This is a genomic window from Streptomyces sp. NPDC029296, assembly GCF_055569255.1.
This window is the reverse complement of record NZ_JBVHXT010000008.1, coordinates 113,236-130,006: the sequence shown is the minus strand read 5'-3', so window position 1 is coordinate 130,006 and position 16,771 is coordinate 113,236. Positions and strand designations below refer to the sequence as shown.

General features: G+C 73.2%; 16 protein-coding genes and 1 tRNA gene. 14 read left to right on the top strand and 3 right to left on the bottom strand.

Going from position 1 to position 16,771, the window contains the following annotated elements:
• The first annotated feature begins 154 nt into the window (after positions 1–154).
• The 5 genes from moaC (at position 155) to ACZ4W9_RS09410 (ending at position 3,267) form a co-directional block, all read left to right on the top strand.
• Entirely contained in the window at positions 155–634 is a 480-nt protein-coding gene (gene moaC / locus ACZ4W9_RS09430) for a cyclic pyranopterin monophosphate synthase MoaC (protein ID WP_181795966.1), read from the top strand.
• Positions 631–1,131 carry a MogA/MoaB family molybdenum cofactor biosynthesis protein gene (locus tag ACZ4W9_RS09425; protein ID WP_467934345.1) on the top strand — a complete coding sequence of 167 codons (501 nt, stop codon included), beginning with the start codon at positions 631–633 and terminating at the stop codon, positions 1,129–1,131. The genes moaC and ACZ4W9_RS09425 overlap by 4 nt, the downstream gene beginning before the upstream one ends.
• Positions 1,128–1,766 (top strand): GNAT family N-acetyltransferase, encoded by a 639-nt coding sequence (locus tag ACZ4W9_RS09420; RefSeq protein ID WP_467934446.1) that lies wholly within the window; start codon positions 1,128–1,130, stop codon positions 1,764–1,766. The genes ACZ4W9_RS09425 and ACZ4W9_RS09420 overlap by 4 nt, the downstream gene beginning before the upstream one ends.
• Positions 1,767–1,893: 127 nt before the next feature.
• Positions 1,894–3,111, top strand: coding sequence for a divisome protein SepX/GlpR (gene sepX / locus ACZ4W9_RS09415; RefSeq protein ID WP_467934344.1), 1,218 nt, complete (start codon positions 1,894–1,896; stop codon positions 3,109–3,111).
• An 82-nt stretch (positions 3,112–3,193) separates the two neighbouring features.
• Positions 3,194–3,267, top strand: a tRNA-Ala gene (locus tag ACZ4W9_RS09410).
• A 99-nt stretch (positions 3,268–3,366) separates the two neighbouring features.
• Here the strand turns inward: ACZ4W9_RS09410 and ACZ4W9_RS09405 are convergent.
• The gene (locus ACZ4W9_RS09405) at positions 3,367–3,843 is read right to left on the bottom strand and encodes a GNAT family N-acetyltransferase (RefSeq protein WP_467934342.1); all 477 of its coding nucleotides are present in this window, start codon (positions 3,841–3,843) and stop codon (positions 3,367–3,369) included.
• Positions 3,844–3,924: 81 nt separating this feature from the next.
• Between ACZ4W9_RS09405 and ACZ4W9_RS09400 the strand changes: the two genes are divergently transcribed.
• Entirely contained in the window at positions 3,925–4,728 is an 804-nt protein-coding gene (locus ACZ4W9_RS09400) for an exodeoxyribonuclease III (protein ID WP_467934341.1), read from the top strand.
• A gap of 18 nt (positions 4,729–4,746) precedes the next feature.
• Here ACZ4W9_RS09400 and ACZ4W9_RS09395 read toward each other — a convergent pair whose 3' ends face one another.
• A complete protein-coding gene (locus ACZ4W9_RS09395; protein ID WP_467934340.1) occupies positions 4,747–5,412 on the bottom strand; it encodes a MerR family transcriptional regulator in 666 nt (221 codons plus the stop codon).
• A gap of 133 nt (positions 5,413–5,545) precedes the next feature.
• Here ACZ4W9_RS09395 and ACZ4W9_RS09390 point away from each other — a divergent pair, with 133 nt between their 5' ends.
• The 4 genes from ACZ4W9_RS09390 (at position 5,546) to ACZ4W9_RS09375 (ending at position 9,174) form a co-directional block, all read left to right on the top strand.
• Complete coding sequence (locus ACZ4W9_RS09390) at positions 5,546–7,054, top strand: flavin-containing monooxygenase (protein WP_467934338.1); 1,509 nt, start codon at positions 5,546–5,548, stop codon at positions 7,052–7,054.
• Positions 7,051–7,986: an alpha/beta fold hydrolase gene (locus ACZ4W9_RS09385; protein ID WP_467934337.1), complete on the top strand. Its 936-nt coding sequence runs from the start codon at positions 7,051–7,053 to the stop codon at positions 7,984–7,986. Before ACZ4W9_RS09390 ends, ACZ4W9_RS09385 begins: the two co-directional genes overlap by 4 nt.
• Positions 7,983–8,867 (top strand): SDR family oxidoreductase, encoded by an 885-nt coding sequence (locus tag ACZ4W9_RS09380; protein ID WP_467934335.1) that lies wholly within the window; start codon positions 7,983–7,985, stop codon positions 8,865–8,867. The genes ACZ4W9_RS09385 and ACZ4W9_RS09380 overlap by 4 nt, the downstream gene beginning before the upstream one ends.
• A gap of 88 nt (positions 8,868–8,955) precedes the next feature.
• Complete coding sequence (locus ACZ4W9_RS09375; protein ID WP_467934334.1) at positions 8,956–9,174, top strand: hypothetical protein; 219 nt, start codon at positions 8,956–8,958, stop codon at positions 9,172–9,174.
• A 54-nt stretch (positions 9,175–9,228) separates the two neighbouring features.
• Here the strand turns inward: ACZ4W9_RS09375 and ACZ4W9_RS09370 are convergent, their stop codons facing one another.
• A complete protein-coding gene (locus ACZ4W9_RS09370; RefSeq protein ID WP_467934333.1) occupies positions 9,229–12,579 on the bottom strand; it encodes a S41 family peptidase in 3,351 nt (1,116 codons plus the stop codon).
• A 187-nt stretch (positions 12,580–12,766) separates the two neighbouring features.
• On the opposite strand from ACZ4W9_RS09370, the gene ACZ4W9_RS09365 reads away from it, so the two are divergent.
• The 4 genes from ACZ4W9_RS09365 to ACZ4W9_RS09350 all read left to right on the top strand — a co-directional run bounded on the left by ACZ4W9_RS09365 (position 12,767) and on the right by ACZ4W9_RS09350 (position 16,757).
• Positions 12,767–13,360, top strand: coding sequence for a TetR/AcrR family transcriptional regulator (locus ACZ4W9_RS09365; protein WP_189752026.1), 594 nt, complete (start codon positions 12,767–12,769; stop codon positions 13,358–13,360).
• A gap of 116 nt (positions 13,361–13,476) precedes the next feature.
• Positions 13,477–15,681, top strand: a complete 2,205-nt coding sequence (locus ACZ4W9_RS09360; protein WP_467934331.1) for an MMPL family transporter — start codon at positions 13,477–13,479, stop codon at positions 15,679–15,681.
• Positions 15,682–15,896: 215 nt separating this feature from the next.
• Positions 15,897–16,409, top strand: a complete 513-nt coding sequence (locus ACZ4W9_RS09355) for a YbaK/EbsC family protein (RefSeq protein WP_467934330.1) — start codon at positions 15,897–15,899, stop codon at positions 16,407–16,409.
• Positions 16,410–16,478: 69 nt separating this feature from the next.
• Entirely contained in the window at positions 16,479–16,757 is a 279-nt protein-coding gene (locus ACZ4W9_RS09350) for a DUF1876 domain-containing protein (RefSeq protein WP_467934329.1), read from the top strand.
• Positions 16,758–16,771 lie beyond the last annotated feature (14 nt).

The following is a 16,771-nucleotide window of genomic DNA, read 5'->3' as shown; positions in this document are numbered from 1 at the left end:
CCGCGCCTGTCCCGTCCACGCGGCGCACGCACGCGCGCGTGCCGTGTCCACAGGACGATCCTGGTCCGCTGCCCGGCCCGCCTTGGCGGTACCGTTGCGCGCACAGCAGGCCCGCGCTCCGCACCGCGCGGGCCCGGACCGGGAGCGCCACAGCATGAGTACGCAGGAACGGCTGACGCACATCGACGAGGCGGGTGCGGCCCGCATGGTCGACGTATCCGGGAAGGACGTGACCGCGCGCACCGCCCGTGCCAGCGGCCGGGTCCTGGTCTCGCCCCGTGTGGTCGGGCTGCTGCGCGGTGAGGGGATGCCCAAGGGCGACGCCCTGGCCACCGCGCGCATCGCCGGGATCATGGGCGCCAAGCGGACCCCGGACCTGATCCCCCTGTGCCACCCGTTGTCGGTGTCCGGTGTGACACTGGACCTGTCGGTCGCGGACGACGCCGTGGAGATCCGGGCCACCGTGAAGACGACGGACCGCACGGGCGTCGAGATGGAGGCCCTCACCGCGGTGACGGTCGCCGCGCTCACCGTGGTCGACATGGTCAAGGCGGTCGACAAGGGGGCGGTCATCACGGACGTGCGCGTGGAGGAGAAGACGGGCGGCAAGTCGGGCGACTGGAGCCGGGCATGAGCTACCGCGCCCTGGTGGTCACCGCCTCCAACCGGGCCGCCGCGGGTGTCTACGCGGACACGGGCGGCCCGCTGGTCGCCGACGGCCTTCGCGGCCTCGGATTCGACGTGGACGGCCCCCGGGTGGTCCCCGACGGCGCCCCCGTGGAGGAGGCCCTGCGCGCGGCCGTGGACGCCGCGTACGACGTCGTCGTCACCACCGGGGGCACCGGCATCTCGCCCACCGACCGCACCCCGGAGGCCACCCGCGCGGTGCTCGACCGCGAGGTGCCGGGCATCGCCGAGGCCATCCGCGCCCACGGGCGGGAGAAGGTGCCGACCGCCGCGCTGTCGCGGGGCCTGGCGGGCGTGGCCGGCCGCACGCTGATCGTCAACCTGCCCGGGTCGGCCGGCGGGGTGCGCGACGGCCTCGCGGTGCTGGAGCCGCTGCTGACCCACGCCGTCGACCAGATCCGCGGCGGAGACCACCCGAGACCCGGCAGTGGGGGTGCGAGCTGAACAGCCCTTCCTGGCCCGTCGAGCTGGCGGACGGCGAGGTCGTCCTCCGGCCGATAAAGCTGCGCGACCAGCGGGCCTGGCGCGAGGTGAACCGGCGCAACCGCGACTGGCTGCGGCCCTGGGAGGCGACCATCCCGCCGCCCGCCCCGAGCGGCCCGGTCGCGCACCGGCCGACCTACCGCCAGATGGTCCGGCACCTGCGCTCCGAGGCCGGCGCGGGCCGGATGCTGCCGTTCGTCATCGAGTACCAGGGGCGGCTGGCCGGGCAGTTGACGGTCGCCGGGATCACCTGGGGCTCGATGTGCTCGGGGCACATCGGGTACTGGGTGGACGAGGCGGTGGCCGGGCGCGGGGTGGTGCCGACGGCGGTGGCGCTCGCGGTGGACCACTGTTTCCGCACCGTCGGCCTGCACCGCGTCGAGGTCTGCATCCGCCCCGAGAACCGGCCGAGCCGGCGCGTGGTGGAGAAACTCGGATTCCGCGAGGAGGGACTGCGGCCGCGCTATCTGCACATCGACGGCGCCTGGCGCGACCATCTCGTCTTCGCGCTCACCGCGGAGGAGGTGCCCGACGGTTTGCTCACGCGGTGGCACCGGGCACGCTCCCAGCGGGCCCAGCGCACCGAGAGCCAATAAAGGGAAAATACGTTCGATTAATCGAGTCGCATCGATCGTAAAAAAAGCTGGAAATATCAGCCAGATCGTGCGACACACCGGCCCAATTGGCGGATGGCCTCACGCAAACCCCTCTACCGTGTGAGGCGTGAGCAGCAGCGGCCTCATCTACGCAGTCATTGTCGGGGCCTGGGCCGCCTACTTGGTGCCGATGTGGCTCCGTAGGCAGGACGAGCTGAACGAGGCCCGTCCGACGGAACGCTTCAGCACCGCCATCCGGCTGCTTTCCGGACGGGCGGGCATGGAGCGCCGGTACGCCAGGGACCTGCGGGCGCGCTCCGCCCAGGAGGGGGAGCCGGACGCCGTCGACCCGGACGCCGTCACCGATTCGGTGGACGTCCGGGCCTTCGCCGTTCCCCCGACCCGCCGTCAGCCCGGGCCGGACGCCGAGCCGGAGGCGCCCGCGGACGCCGAGCCGGCCCGCGACCAGGCCCCCGCGCCGGCGCCCGACCCCGCCCCCGTGCCCGCACCGCAGCGGGAACCTGTGGCGCGGCCGGTGCCCTCGGCGCAGGCGGCCGCCGCGCGCGCCCAGCGCTCGAAGGTGCTCGCGCGCCGCCGGCGCACCACGGTGATGCTCTTCCTCGCCTTCACCCTCGGCACGATCGTCGCCGCCGTCGGCGGGCTCGCCTTCCTGTGGGCGCCCGGCGTCCCGGCCGTCCTGCTCAGCGCCTACATCGCCTATCTGCGGGCACAGGAGCGCCGCCGCTTCGCCTACCAGATGGACCGCCGCCGCGCCGAGGCCGCCGCCCAGCGCCTGCGCGAACGCCAGCCCCGTCGGCGCCCCCAGGAGGAGGCGCCCGGCGCCGGGGAGCCGGACGCGGGCCAGGAGCCGGAGACGGACGACGCGGAGCTGTCCGCGCTGGCCGCCGACCGGCGCGCCCTGGTGGAGCAGACCGACCACGCCGAGTGGGTCGACCAGCAGCGCGAGCGGCAGCGGCGGCCCGGGCACGGCGAGAGCTGGGACCCGGTGCCGGTGCCCCTGCCGACGTACGTCACCGCGCCCGTCGCCCCGCGCGCCACCTCCGACGTGGACCTCGGGGCGCCCGACACCTGGAGTTCGGCGCGGTCCAGCGCGGTCCTGCCGGAGCAGGAGGCGGGCCGTGCGCCGGGGGACGGGACGGGCGAGCGGCCGGAGCCGGCCGCGGCGGACCGGCCGGCGGCCGCCCGCGGCGAGGGCCGAGCGCAGCAGCGGACCCGCTCGCGCGGCGGCAACCCCGCCGCGGCACGCCGGGCACGGGAGCGCGGCCGCACCCCCCTGTTCGACCAGTACGAGGACGGCGACCGCCCCCGCGCCGCCAACGAGTGACCCCGGTCACCCGCGCCCTGACCAGTCAGGGAACGGATTTCCAAGCACCCGGATCGGGATGCTAGAGTTTCACTCGTTGCAAGGGCCTGTGGCGCAGTCCGGTAGCGCACCTCGTTCGCATCGAGGGGGCCAGGGGTTCAAATCCCCTCAGGTCCACTGCACGATGAGATCCCGTCGGTCATCACGACCGGCGGGATCTTCGTCGTTTCCGGGGATGCCGGGCGGCGCCCCCGTCGCCGCCCCGGGTCCCGTGGTTCACAGGCGCTTGGCGTAGCAGAGGCTGTCCTCGTAGTGGCGGTAGTAGCCGAACTTGGGGCACGGCTCGTAGCCGCTGGAGGTGTACAGCGCGACGGCCTCCGGCTGCTTGGTGCCCGTCTCCAGGACCATCCGGACCCGGCCGGCCGCGCGGGCGTCCTCCTCCAGTGCCGCAAGGATGCGGCGGGCCAGGCCCCGGCCGCGCATCTGCTCGATCACGAACATGCGCTTCAGCTCGGCGTCGCCGTCCTCGTTGCCCTCGTCGTTGCGGTCCTGGCCGCGCCAGCCGCCGGTGGCCACCGGGCGGTCCCGCTCGTCGTAGGCGATCAGGAACACACCCCGGGGCGGATCGAAGTCCTCGGGGGCCAGGACCGTCGCGTCGCCCCCGTCGCCGTAGCGCAGGTGGTACTCGGCCTGGACCTCGTCGTTGAGCTTGACGGCGTCGGGGTGATCGAAGCGAACGCGACGTATATTCATGCTGGACATCGTACTTCTATGCAGTCGGCGGGTGGTCCCGGATTTTTCGGACCCCGACCAGTGTGCCGGTATCGTGCCGGGGTGCTGACTGTGACCTCGGTGAACGTGAACGGGCTGCGGGCCGCCGCGAAGAAGGGCTTCGTGGAGTGGCTCGCCGGGACGGACGCGGACGTCGTCTGCCTCCAGGAGGTGCGGGCCGAGCCGCACCAGCTGCCCGAGGAGGTCCGGCAGCCCGAAGGCTGGCACGTCGTGCACGCCCCGGCCGCCGCCAAGGGCCGCGCGGGCGTCTCCCTCTACACCCGGCGCGAGCCCGACCGGGTCCGGGTCGGCTTCGGCTCCGCCGAGTTCGACGGCAGCGGCCGGTACGTCGAGGCCGAACTGCCCGGCGTCACCGTGGTCTCCCTCTACCTGCCCTCCGGCGAGGTCGGCACCGAACGGCAGGACGAGAAGGTCCGCTTCATGGCCGAGTTCCTCGTCCACCTGAAGGAGCTGCGCGAGCGCGCCGCCGCCGACGGGCGCGAGGTGCTGGTGTGCGGGGACTGGAACATCGCCCACCGCGAGGCCGACCTGAAGAACTGGCGCGGCAACACGAAGAACTCCGGCTTCCTGCCCGAGGAGCGGGAATGGCTCGGCCGGGTCTTCGCCGCCGGGGACGGCGGGTACGTCGACGTGGTGCGCGCCCTGCACCCGGACACCGAGGGGCCGTACAGCTGGTGGTCTTACCGGGGGCGGGCCTTCGACAACGACTCGGGCTGGCGCATCGACTACCACGTGGCCACCCCCGGCCTCGCCGGCCGGGCCGTCAAGGGGTTCGTGGAGCGGGCCGCCACGCACGCCGAGCGCTGGTCGGACCACGCGCCGGTGACCGTCGTCTACGACCTCTGAGCGGTGCGGGGGTCCGGCTCAGTCCCGCTTGTTCAGCCGGCGGTCCAGGGCGAGGGAGAGTTCCGCCTCCACGACGCTGCGGGCCAGCGGACGCAGCCGCCGCAGGTCGTCCTCGGGGGCGTGGCGCGTGATCACGTCGGCGAACAGGGCGGCCAGTGCCTCGGCGTGCTCGCGGACGCGGGCGGCGGCGGCCAGCACCTCGGCGAGCGGGATGCCCTCGCGCACCAGCGCCGAGGAGACGTCCAGCAACCGCCGGCTGATGTGCACGATCTGGTCGCCGTCGGTGCCGAGGTAGCCCAGCTCCATCGCGGCGGCCAGGTTCTCGGGCGTGACCTCGCCCTCGAAGCGGGCGGCGAGCTCCTCGGGGGTGAGCCGCACCGGCTCCTCCTCGGTGGGCGGGCCGACGCCCAGCAGGTCGGCGACATCGCGCCCCTGGTCCAGGGCCTCGGCGAGTTCCGCTATGCCGCTGAGGGTGTGGCCGCGCTCCAGCAGGGCGGCGATGGTGCGCAGCCGGGCCAGGTGGTGGTCGTCGTACCAGGCGATCCGGCCCTCGCGGCGGGGCGGCGGGAGCAGTCCCCGTTCGCGGTAGAAGCGCAGGGTGCGCACGGTGATGCCGGCCCGCCGGGCCAGTTCCTCCCTGCGGTACTCGCGCGGGCCCTGCCTGTGCTCTGCGTCCTCTGCCACGTCCGCAGCCTAAGGCGTACCGCCGGTAACTTTCCCTTTCCCGCCCCCTACCGCTCGGTACGGAGCTGCTCTACAGTCCCATTGCGCCAGTGTTCACTGGCACAGTTCCTAGGCGATGCGTGGAGGCTTCGGGATGGCCGAGCACGAGCATGTACGGGTGGCGGTGATCGGGTCCGGGTTCGGCGGGCTGGGGGCCGCCGTGCGGCTGCGCCGCGAGGGGGTCACCGACTTCGTGGTCCTGGAGCGGGCCGGCGGCGTCGGCGGCACCTGGCGGGACAACAGCTACCCCGGGTGCGCCTGCGACGTGCCCTCGCACCTGTACTCCTTCTCCTTCGCGCCCAACCCGGACTGGCCGCGCACCTTCTCCGGGCAGCGCCACATCCGCGCCTACCTGGAGCACGTCACCGACCTGTTCGGGCTGCGCCCGCACATCCGGTTCGACTCCGAGGTCAAGCTGATGACCTGGGACGACGACAACCTGTGGTGGACCATCGAGACCACCCGCGGCACCCTGCGCGCCGACGTCGTCGTCTCCGCCACCGGACCGCTGTCCGACCCGAAGATCCCCGAGATCCCGGGCCTGGACTCCTTCCCCGGCAAGGTGTTCCACTCCGCCCGCTGGGACCACGACTACGACCTGCGCGGCAAGCGGGTCGCCATGGTCGGCACCGGTGCCTCCGCGATCCAGATCGTGCCCGCCATCCAGCCGCAGGTCGGCCGGCTCACCCTCTTCCAGCGGACCCCGCCGTGGGTGATGCCCCGCGTGGACCGGGCCATCAGCGGCGCCGAGCGCTGGCTGCACCGGCGGCTGCCGGTCACCGCCCAGGCCCGGCGCGGGCTGCTGTGGGGCATCCGGGAACTCCAGGTGCAGGCGTTCACCAAGCACCCGGACGAACTCGGGCTCGTCGAACAGCTCGCCAAGCGGAACATGGCCCGCGCCATCAAGGACCCGGCCCTGCGCGCCAAGCTCACCCCGGACTACCGCATCGGCTGCAAGCGGATCCTGCTGTCCAGCGAGTACTACCCGGCGCTCGCCCGGCCCAACGTGGACGTCGTCGCCGGCGGGCTCGCCGAGATCCGCGGCTCCACGCTCGTGGCGGCCGACGGCACCGAGGCGGAGGCCGACGCGATCGTCTTCGGCACCGGCTTCCACGTCACGGACATGCCCATCGCCGAGCGGGTGGTCGGCGCCGACGGGACCACGCTCGCGGAGTCCTGGAAGAACGGCATGCGGGCCCTGCGCGGCGCCTCGGCGGCCGGGTTCCCGAACTTCATGACGGTCATCGGGCCCAACACCGGCCTGGGCAACTCCTCCATGATCCTGATGATCGAGTCCCAGCTGAACTACATGGCCGACTACCTGCGCCAGCTCGACGTCCTCGGCGCCCGGACCGCCCTGGACGCCCGGCCCGCCGCCGTGGACTCCTGGAACGAGCGGGTCCAGGAGCGGATGAAGCGGACCGTGTGGAACACCGGCGGCTGCACCAGCTGGTACCTGGACCCGAGCGGCCGCAATACCACCATCTGGCCCGGCACCACCACCGAGTTCCGGCGCGCGACCCGGCGGGTGGACCTGGCGGAGTACGACGTCATCCGCACGCCCGTGCCGGTGGCCGGGCGCAAGAGCGAGGCCCTCGCGTGAGCCGCCGTGCCCCGGCCGCCCCCGGCCCCTGGGCCCCGCCGGCTCCCGCCCGCACCCTGACCGCCGTCTCCGCCGACGGCGCCCGGCTGCACGTCGAGGTGCACGGCCCCGAGGATGCGCCCGCCGTCGTCCTCTCCCACGGCTGGACCTGCTCGACGGCGTTCTGGGCGGCCCAGATACGGGACCTGGCGGCCGGCCACCGGGTGATCGCCTACGACCAGCGGGGGCACGGACGCAGTCCCGCGAGCCCCGTGTGCACCACCGAGGCGCTGGCGGACGACCTCGAAGCGGTGCTCGCGGCGACGCTGGCACCCGGCGAGAAGGCGGTGATCGCCGGTCACTCCATGGGCGGCATGACGGTCATGGCCGCCGCCGGACGCCCCGGCTTCCGGGAGCACGCCGCCGCCGTCCTGCTGTGCAGCACGGGCAGTTCGCGGCTGGTCGCCGAGTCGCGTGTGGTGCCGTGGCGCGCCGGGCGCGTCCGCACCTGGCTCACCGGCCGGGTGCTCGGCTCGCGCGCCCCGCTCGGGCCGGTCACGCCGGTGGCGATGAGCGTCCTCAAGTACGCCACCATGGGCGCCGGTTGCGCCCCGGACCGGGTCCGGGCGTGCGCGCGGATCGTGCACGCCTGTCCGCGCGCGGTGCGCCACGCGTGGTCCGCGGTGCTGGCCACGCTCGATCTGGAGGACGGCGTACGGCGGCTGGACGTGCCCACCGCGGTGCTGTGCGGCACGTCCGACCGGCTCACGCCCCCGGTGCACGCCCGTGCGCTGGCGGCCGCGCTGCCGCACTGCCTCGGTCTCACCGAGCTGACCGGCGTCGGCCACATGACCCCGGTCGAGGCACCGGAGACGGTGACCGGCCGCATCCGGGACCTTGTCGGCACGTATGTCACGGGGACCGGCCCCGTGCGGATCAAGGAGGGCGCATGAGCAGGGTGAGCCTCGAAGGGCAGGTCGCGGTCGTCACGGGAGCGGCGCGCGGCGTCGGCGAGCTGCTGGCGCGCAAGCTGTCCGCGCGCGGGGCGGCGGTGGCGCTGGTCGGGCTGGAGGAGGAGGCGCTCAAGGAGGTCTCCGGGCGGCTGCACCACGACAGCGCCCACTGGTATGCCGACGTCACCGACCACGAGGCCATGGGCCGGGTCGCGCGCGAGGTGAAGGAGCGCTTCGGGAAGGTCGACATCGTGGTGGCCAACGCCGGTGTGGCGACCGGCGGTCCGTTCGCGGACTCCGATCCGGTGGCCTGGCGGCGGGTGATCGAGGTGAACCTGATCGGTTCGGCGGTGACCGCGCGTGCCTTCCTGCCGGTGCTGACGGAGAGCCGGGGCTATCTGCTGCAGATCGCCTCGCTGGCCGCGCTCACTCCCGCGCCGATGATGACGGCGTACTGCGCGTCCAAGGCGGGCGTGGAGGCGTACGCGCACAGTCTGCGCGCCGAGGTCGGCCACCAGGGCGTGCGCGTCGGCGTGGCCTACCTGTCCTGGACCGACACGGACATGGTGCGCGGCGCCGACCAGGACGACGTGATGCGCGAGCTGCGGCAGCGGCTGCCGTGGCCGTCGAACAAGACGTATCCGCTGGGTCCGGCCGTGGACCGGATCGTCGCCGGGATAGAGCGGCGCTCGGCGCATGTGTACGGGCAGTGGTGGCTGCGCGGCATGCAGGGGGTGCGCGGGTATCTGCCGGCGCTCATCGGGACGGTCGGGCAGCGGGAGATGAGGCGGTTCGCGCCCCGGCTGCACGGGATGTCCTCCGGGCTCGTCGGCGCGGGCGGGGCGGCCGACGAGGCGGCACGCGCCACGCAGCGTAACTGATCGACATGCGGCGCGTGTTGGCCCGTGTGAATCTGGTCGAGGCCCCACCGAGGGGTCAAACCCCCACCCACCACGGGAGTGAACCCACATGGGTATGAAGGACCAGATGCAGGACAAGTCCCGCCAGGCCAAGGAGCAGGCCAAGGAGAAGACGGGACAGGCCCGCGAGAAGGCCGGCGAGCGGATCCAGCAGGGCCGTCAGGGCCGGCAGGGCCAGCAGCCGCAGCGCGGCACCCAGAACCACCGTGACATCGAGGACACGGAGCAGCAGGTGCGGGACCGGTTCGACCAGGACTACGACGCCTAGTCCGGACCGATGAGCGGGGTGCCCTTCCCGGCGGAGGGCACCCCGCGCCCCTGTCTATCCGGCCGTGCGCGGGGGCAGCTTCGGGCGGGACCGGTCGGGCACGCCGGAGTAGTCCGGGGGGACCGCCGCCGGGTGGGCCCCCAGCAGCTCCAGAGCCAGCCGGACCGCCTCGCCCAGCACCGGGTAGCGGCCCTCCGCCCAGTCCACGGGGGTGCGCAGGACCTCCACGTCGGGGGCGACGCCGTGGTTCTCCACGGACCAGCCGTAGGCGTCGAACCAGGCCGCGTTCATCGGGACGGTGATGACCGTGCCGTCGCCGAGGCGGTGCCGTCCGGTCATGCCGACGACTCCGCCCCAGGTCCGCTGGCCGACGACCGGCCCGAGCCTCAGCAGCTTGAAGGCGGCGGTGATCATGTCGCCGTCGGAGGAGGTCGCCTCGTCGGCGAGGGCCACCACCGGTCCGCGCGGGGCGTTGGAGGCGTACGACACCGGTTGCGCGTCCCGGGTCAGGTCCCAGCCCAGGATCGTCCGGGTCAGCTTCTCCACGACGAGTTCGCTGATGTGCCCGCCCGCGTTGCCGCGCACGTCCACGATCAGCGCGGGCCGGGACATCTCCATGCGCAGGTCGCGGTTGAACTGGGCCCAGCCGGAGCCGCCCATGTCGGGGATGTGCAGATAACCGCACCTGCCGTCGCTCAGCTCGCGGACGACCTGGCGGCGCTTGGCCACCCAGTCCTGGTAGCGCAGCGGCCGTTCGTCGACGAGCGGGACGACGGCGACCCGCCGGGGTCCGCCGGGCTCGCCGTCCGGCGGGGTGAAGGTCAGCTCCACGGTCGTACCGCCCGAGCCGGCGAGGAGCGGGTAGGGGCCGGTCACCGGGTCCACCGGGCGGCCGTCGACATGGGTGAGGACGGCGCCCTCGCGGATGCCCGTGCCGGCCAGCGGGGAGCGGGCCCGGGAGTCGGAGGAGTCGCCCGGCAGAATGCGCCGCACCAGCCAACGGCCGTCATGGCGGACGAAGTTGGCGCCGAGCAGGCCCTGCAGGCGCTGGTAGTGGGGCGGACCCTCGTTGCGGCGGGCGGCGGTGACATAGGCGTGGGAGGTGCCGAGTTCGCCCAGGACCTCGCGCAGCAGGTCGGCGAACTCGTCGGGGGAGGCGACCCGTTCGACCAGCGGGCGGTACTGGTCGAGGACGGCGTCCCAGTCGATGCCGCACATGCCCGGGTCCCAGAAGTAGGCGCGGATCAGCCGGCCCGCCTCGGCGTACGCCTGGCGCCACTCGGCGGGCGGGTCCACCTCGTGCTTGATCCGGCGCACGTCGATCCACACGGTGGTGTCGCCGTCGCCCATCTCGGTCGACGGCACCGCCCGCAGCTCGCCCTCGTCCACCACGACCAGCCGGGTGCCGTCGCCGCTCACCGTGAACCAGTCCAGGTGGTCGACCAGTTCGGACTTCTTGGCCTTGGTGAGGGAGAAGTGCTCCAGGGTCGGGCGGCCGCTGACGTCGGCCGGGTTGACGAAGGTCTCGCCGAGCGCGCCGGAGATCGGCCAGCGCAGCCAGACCAGTCCGCCGCCCGCGACCGGGGACAGCCCGGAGTACTTGGAGGCGATGACCGGGAACGGTGTGACCCGGTTCGCCAGCCCCTCCACCTCGACGGTGACCGTGCCGGCCTCGCCGGTCCCCTCGTCCTCCAGCGGGTCCAGCCCGCCGGCGGCCGGCCGGCCCTCCGGGCTGAGGGCGAAGGGGGAGGGGGTCGCGGACGAGAGCGGGACGAGGTAGGGGCGGCAGCCGAGCGGGAAGGACAGGTCCCCGGTGTGCACGTCGTAGACCGGGTCGAAGCCGCGCCAGGAGAGGAAGGCGAGGTAGCGGCCGTCACGGGTGAAGACCGGGTTCTCGTCCTCGAAGCGGCCGTTGGTCACGTCCACGATCAGCCGGTCCTTGATGCGGGCCAGCTTGATCTGCCTCAGGGAGCGGCCGATCCCGGGGTGCGACCAGGTGAGCCAGGCGCCGTCCGGGGAGAAGGCGAGGTCGCGGACGGGGCCGTTGGCGGAGCGGATCAGTTCGGTGATCCCGGCTCCGGGCGGTACGGCGTCCGTGCCCTCCGCGGCCGCCTCCCCGGTGGTTTCCGGTGCGTCGCCTTCCCGTGTGTCGCCTTCCGGCCCGTCGCCTCCGCCCGCGTCGCCTTCGGGTACGTCGATGAGCAGCAGCCGTCCGTCGTGCGAGGCGACCGCCAGCCGTTCGCCGAGCGGGTCGGAGGCCAGTTCCAGCACGCGGCCCAGGGTGCCGGAGGCGAGCCGGCGGGGGGCGCGGTCGCCGCTGGCGCGGGGGAGCTGGGCGATCTCGACGGCGTCCGCGCCCTCGGCGTCGGTGACGTAGGCGAGGGCACCGGTGCAGCCCAGCATCTCCGGCAGCCGCACCCGTACGCCGGGCGTCTCGGTGATGGTGCGGGCCGGGCCGTCGCGGTGGGTGAGCCAGTACAGGCTGCCCCGGACGACGACCGCGCTGGCCCGGCCGGTCTCGTCCACGGAGATGCCGTCGACGTGCTGCGCGGCCGGCACCTGATAGGGGCGGCGGCCGGTGCGCGGACCGGCGAGCCGGACGTCGAGCCGGCGCGGTGCGGCGCCGGGGGAGAGGTCGTCCACCAGCCACAGGTCGCCCGCGCACTGGTACACCACCCGGCTGCCGTCACTGGCGGCGTGCCGGGCGTAGAAGGCGTCGTGGTCGGTGTGGCGGCGCAGGTCGGTGCCGTCAGGGGCGCAGGAGTAGAGGTTGCCGACGCCCTCGTGGTCGGAGAGGAAGGCGATCCGGCCGGCGACGAACATGGGGCAGGCCAGATGGCCGTCGAGGTCCGCCAGCAGCCGCCGCCCGTGCAGCCACAGCCGGCCCGTGGCGCCGCCGCGGTAGCGCTTCCAGGAGGCCGGTTCGTGCGGCGGGGTGCCGGTGAGCAGCAGGGTCCGGCGCTCGCCGCCGAGGCCGGTGACCTGGATGTCGGAGACCGGCCCCCAGGGCAGCCGGCCGCCCGGGTCGCCGTCGGGCGGCACCTTGTAGGCCCAGGTGAAGTGGGAGAAGGGCTGGCCGTGGGAGGCGACGGCCAGGATGTCGCCGTCCGGACTCCAGCCGCACACCTGGGTGTCCACGCCGCCCCAGTACGTCAGCCGCCGCGCGGGCCCGCCGCCGTCCACGTCGACGAGGTGGATCTCGGGGACGAGGCTGCGCCAGGAGGTGTACGCGATGTGGCGGCCGTCGGGGGAGAAGCGCGGATGACCGGACTTGGTGCGGTCCGCGGTGAGCCGCCAGGCGCGGTCCGGGGCGCCGAGACGGGCCAGCCAGAGGTCGTCCTCGGCCACGAAGCACAGCAGGTCGCCGCTGAGGTGGGGAAGGCGCAGATAACTCACCCTCCCCATGCTTTTCCGGGCACCGGGCACCGGCAACTCGTGGCCCCGGAGCGGGGACCTTATGGCCTCCTCACCTTCTCCTTATGGGGCCTTCACCTTCGTGACCGAGCACACGTACGAAACGGTTTCGTTTCGTAGAAGGGGCGGGGTATCTTCGGTGATACGGAAGGAAGAACCGGAGGGTGAGGTGAGGGGCATGACCGAAGGCGTCGCGACGACGCGCCGCAGCCGGATCACGCCCGAGCGCGAGGCCGAGTTGTACGAGGCCGTGCTCGACCTGCTCCGGGAGGTCGGCTACGACGCCCTCACCATGGACGCCGTCGCCGCCCGCACCCGCTCCAGCAAGGCCACGCTCTACCGCCAGTGGGGCGGCAAGGCCGAACTGGTGGCGAAAGCCGTCCGGCACGGCAAGCCGGGCCGCGTCGCGGAGGTCGACACCGGGTCCCTCAAGGGCGACCTGCACGCCCTCATCCTGCACGCCGACGACTGCGAGATGGAGCAGAACTCCGCGCTGATGCGGGGCCTGGCCATGGCGGTGCACGGCAACCCCGACCTGCTCCAGGCGTTCCGGGAGCATCTCATCGAGCCGGAGCTGGCCGAGCTGCGCCGGGTGCTCCAGCGGGCGGTCGAGCGGGGCGAGGTCCGTGCGGACAACCCCGCGACCGGGTTCGTGCTCCACATGATGATCGGCGCGTTCGCCGCCCGCACCCTGATCGACGAACAGCCGCCGACGCAGGACTTCCTCCTCTCGTACATCGACGCCGTGGTCCTCCCCGCCCTCGGCGTCTGAAACCGACGGACACTCCGACTTCCCCAGCAAGCCCACCACTGACGTCACCGCTCACGTCGTCGGGCTGATCACCCCTGCCCAGCTGAAACCACGACCTGACCGGGAGTACGCCCTAAGTGGCCACGTTCCTCTACAGAATCGGCCGGCTCGCCTTCCGGCGACGGCACTTCGTCGCCCTGATATGGGTCGCGCTGCTCACCCTCGCCGGGGTGGGCGCCGCCTCCGCGCCGACCCCCGGCAACACCTCCTTCTCCATCCCCGGCACCGAGGCCCAGAAGGCCTTCGACCTGCTGGAACAGCGCTTCCCCGGGATGAGCGCCGACGGCGCGACCGCCCGGGTCGTCTTCAAGGCCCCGAGTGGGGAGAAGATGGCGGACGCCGGCAACAAGGCGGCCGTCGAGAAGACCGTCAGGGAACTGGGCGGCGGCCCCGAGGTCGCCTCCGTCGCCGACCCCTACACCGGGCACGCCGTCAGCAAGAACGGCGCCATCGCGTACGCGTCGGTGAAGTACAAGGTCTCCGGCATGGAGCTGGAGGACACCACCCGCGACGACCTCAAGGAGGCCGCGCAGCACGCGCGGGACGCCGGGCTGACCGTCGAGATCGGCGGTGACGCGCTGAACGCGACGCCGGAGACCGGCTCCAGCGAGATCATCGGCATCGCGATCGCCGCCGTCGTCCTCGTCATCACCTTCGGCTCGCTGCTCGCCGCCGGGCTGCCGCTGCTGACCGCCGTCATCGGCGTCGGCATCGGCGTCGCCTCGATCACCGCGCTGGCCTCCGTCCTGGACCTGGGCTCCACCACGTCCACCCTGGCCACGATGATCGGCCTCGCCGTCGGCATCGACTACGCCCTGTTCATCGTCTCCCGCTACCGCGCCGAACTCGCCGAGGGCCGCGAGCGCGAGGAGGCCGCCGGACGCGCCGTCGGCACGGCGGGCTCCGCGGTGGTCTTCGCCGGCCTGACCGTCGTCATCGCCCTGGTCGGCCTGTCCGTCGTCAACATCCCGATGCTGACGAAGATGGGCATCGCGGCGGCGGGCACGGTGGCCATCGCCGTCCTCATCGCCCTGACCATGATCCCGGCGCTGCTCGGCTACGCCGGCCGCAAGATCAAGCCGACCGGCGAGAAGAGCAGGCTGCTCGGCGGCGGCCGTACGCCCAAGCGGTCCGGCCGGTCCAACATGGGCACCCGCTGGGCCCGGTTCGTCGTCCGCCGCCCGGTCGCCGTGCTGGTGCTCGGCGTGCTCGGCCTCGGCGCGGCGGCGCTCCCGGCGGCCTCCCTGGAGCTGGGCCTGCCCGACGACGGCTCCCAGCCCGTCTCCACCACCCAGCGCCGCGCCTACGACCTGCTCTCCGAGGGCTTCGGCCCCGGCTTCAACGGCCCGCTGATGGTCGTCGTCGACGCCAAGGACAGCGCGCGGCCGAAGGACGCGTTCGCCAAGGTCGGCGCGGAGATCAAGGGCCTGAAGGACGTCGTCACGGTCACCCCGGCCGCGCCCAACAAGGCCGGCGACACCGCGACGATCACCGTGGTGCCGAACTCCAAGCCGTCCTCGGTCACCACCGAGGACCTGGTGCACGCCATCCGCGACAAGGGCGCGGACATCACCCGGGACACCGACGCCAAGGTGCTGGTCACCGGCTCCACGGCGATGAACATCGACGTCTCGCAGAAGCTGAACGACGCGCTGCTGCCCTACCTCGCGCTGGTGGTCGGCCTCGCGTTTCTGCTGCTGATCGTGGTGTTCCGCTCGGTCCTGGTCCCGCTGAAGGCGGCCCTCGGCTTCCTGCTGTCGGTGCTCGCCGCGCTCGGCGCGGTCGTCGCGGTCTTCCAGTGGGGCTGGCTGTCCGGCCTGATGAACGTCGAGCAGACCGGCCCGGTCATGTCGATGATGCCGATCTTCATGGTGGGCGTCGTCTTCGGCCTCGCGATGGACTACGAGGTGTTCCTCGTGACCCGGATGCGGGAGGCGTACGTCCACGGCGAGACGCCCGGCCAGGCCGTGGTGACCGGTTTCAAGCACGGCGCCCGGGTCGTGACCGCCGCCGCCGTCATCATGATCGCCGTCTTCTCCGGCTTCATCGGCTCCAGCGAGTCGATGGTCAAGATGATCGGCTTCGGCCTCGCGATCGCCGTCTTCTTCGACGCGTTCGTCGTCCGCATGGCCATCGTCCCGGCGGTCCTCGCCCTGCTCGGCAAGCGCGCCTGGTGGCTGCCGAGGTGGCTGGACCGCGCGCTGCCCAACGTGGACGTCGAGGGCGAGGGCCTGCGCGCCCACGCCGACCCGGAGGAGGAGAGGGAACTGGTACGCGCCTGACGTACCGCTTCCCCGGCTGAGCGGCCGGTGAGGGTGCCCGTGGGGACGGGGACGCACCCTCACCGGCTTTTCGCCGTCCCGGGCCGGTCACGTGTGCCGCGGGCGGAACGTCAGCGGACGCCGGGGTCGTCGTCCCTGGCGGGCCGGGGTCACCTCCGGTTCCGGGGGCCGGAATTCCCGTGAGCGGCGGCCGGGTGTGTCGTAGCGTGCCCCGCATGACGACGACTGACGCCGATGCCGAGGACTTCGGGGCCCACCCCCGGTTCGCCGAAGCGCTGCGGGCGCTCGGGCTGGACGACGTCCTCGCCCGCACCCGGCGCTTCCCGGAGGCCACCCGGACCGCCGCGGAGGCCGCCGCCGCGATCGGGTGCGAGCCGAGCCGGATCTGCAAGTCCCTGGTCTTCGCCGCCGACGGGGAACCGGTGCTGGTGCTGATGGACGGGGCCTCGCGGGTGGACGTGGAGCGGGTGCGGGAGGAACTGGACGCCGGGAAGGTCGGCCGGGCCGACGCGCGGGTGGTGCGGGAGACCACCGGGTACGCCATCGGCGGGGTGCCGCCCTTCGGGCATCGTACGCGCACCCGGGTCCTCGCCGACCGCGCTCTGCTGGAGCACGACCTGGTGTGGGCGGCGGCCGGGACGCCGTACACCGTCTTCCCCATGGCGCCGAAGGACCTCGTGGTGCACGCCGGTGCCACCGTCGCGGACGTGCGCGAACGCACCGCCTGACGCCGCCGACATGACGGGCCGGGGTGGCAGGGCGCACCCTGGAAGCAGCGATTTACGGAGGTGGTCGTGATGACGCACACCGCTGTCGGATGGCATGTCGAGCTGGAGTTCAAGGAGGACGACGACCTGCACACGCGCGCGGCGGCCCTGGTGCGCCTGCCCGACGGCACCGAGGTACGGGCGCACGGCCGGGCCAGCAGGCACCAGGTCGACGCGAACCAGCCCCGGGTCGGCGAGGAGATCGCCGGTGCCCGCGCCCTGAACGAACTCGCGATGCGGTTGCTGAGCAAGGCGCACGAGGAGATCGACTCGGCGTCCGGGCGGACCTCGCACCCGATCCACGTCTGACCCGCACCCGGCGT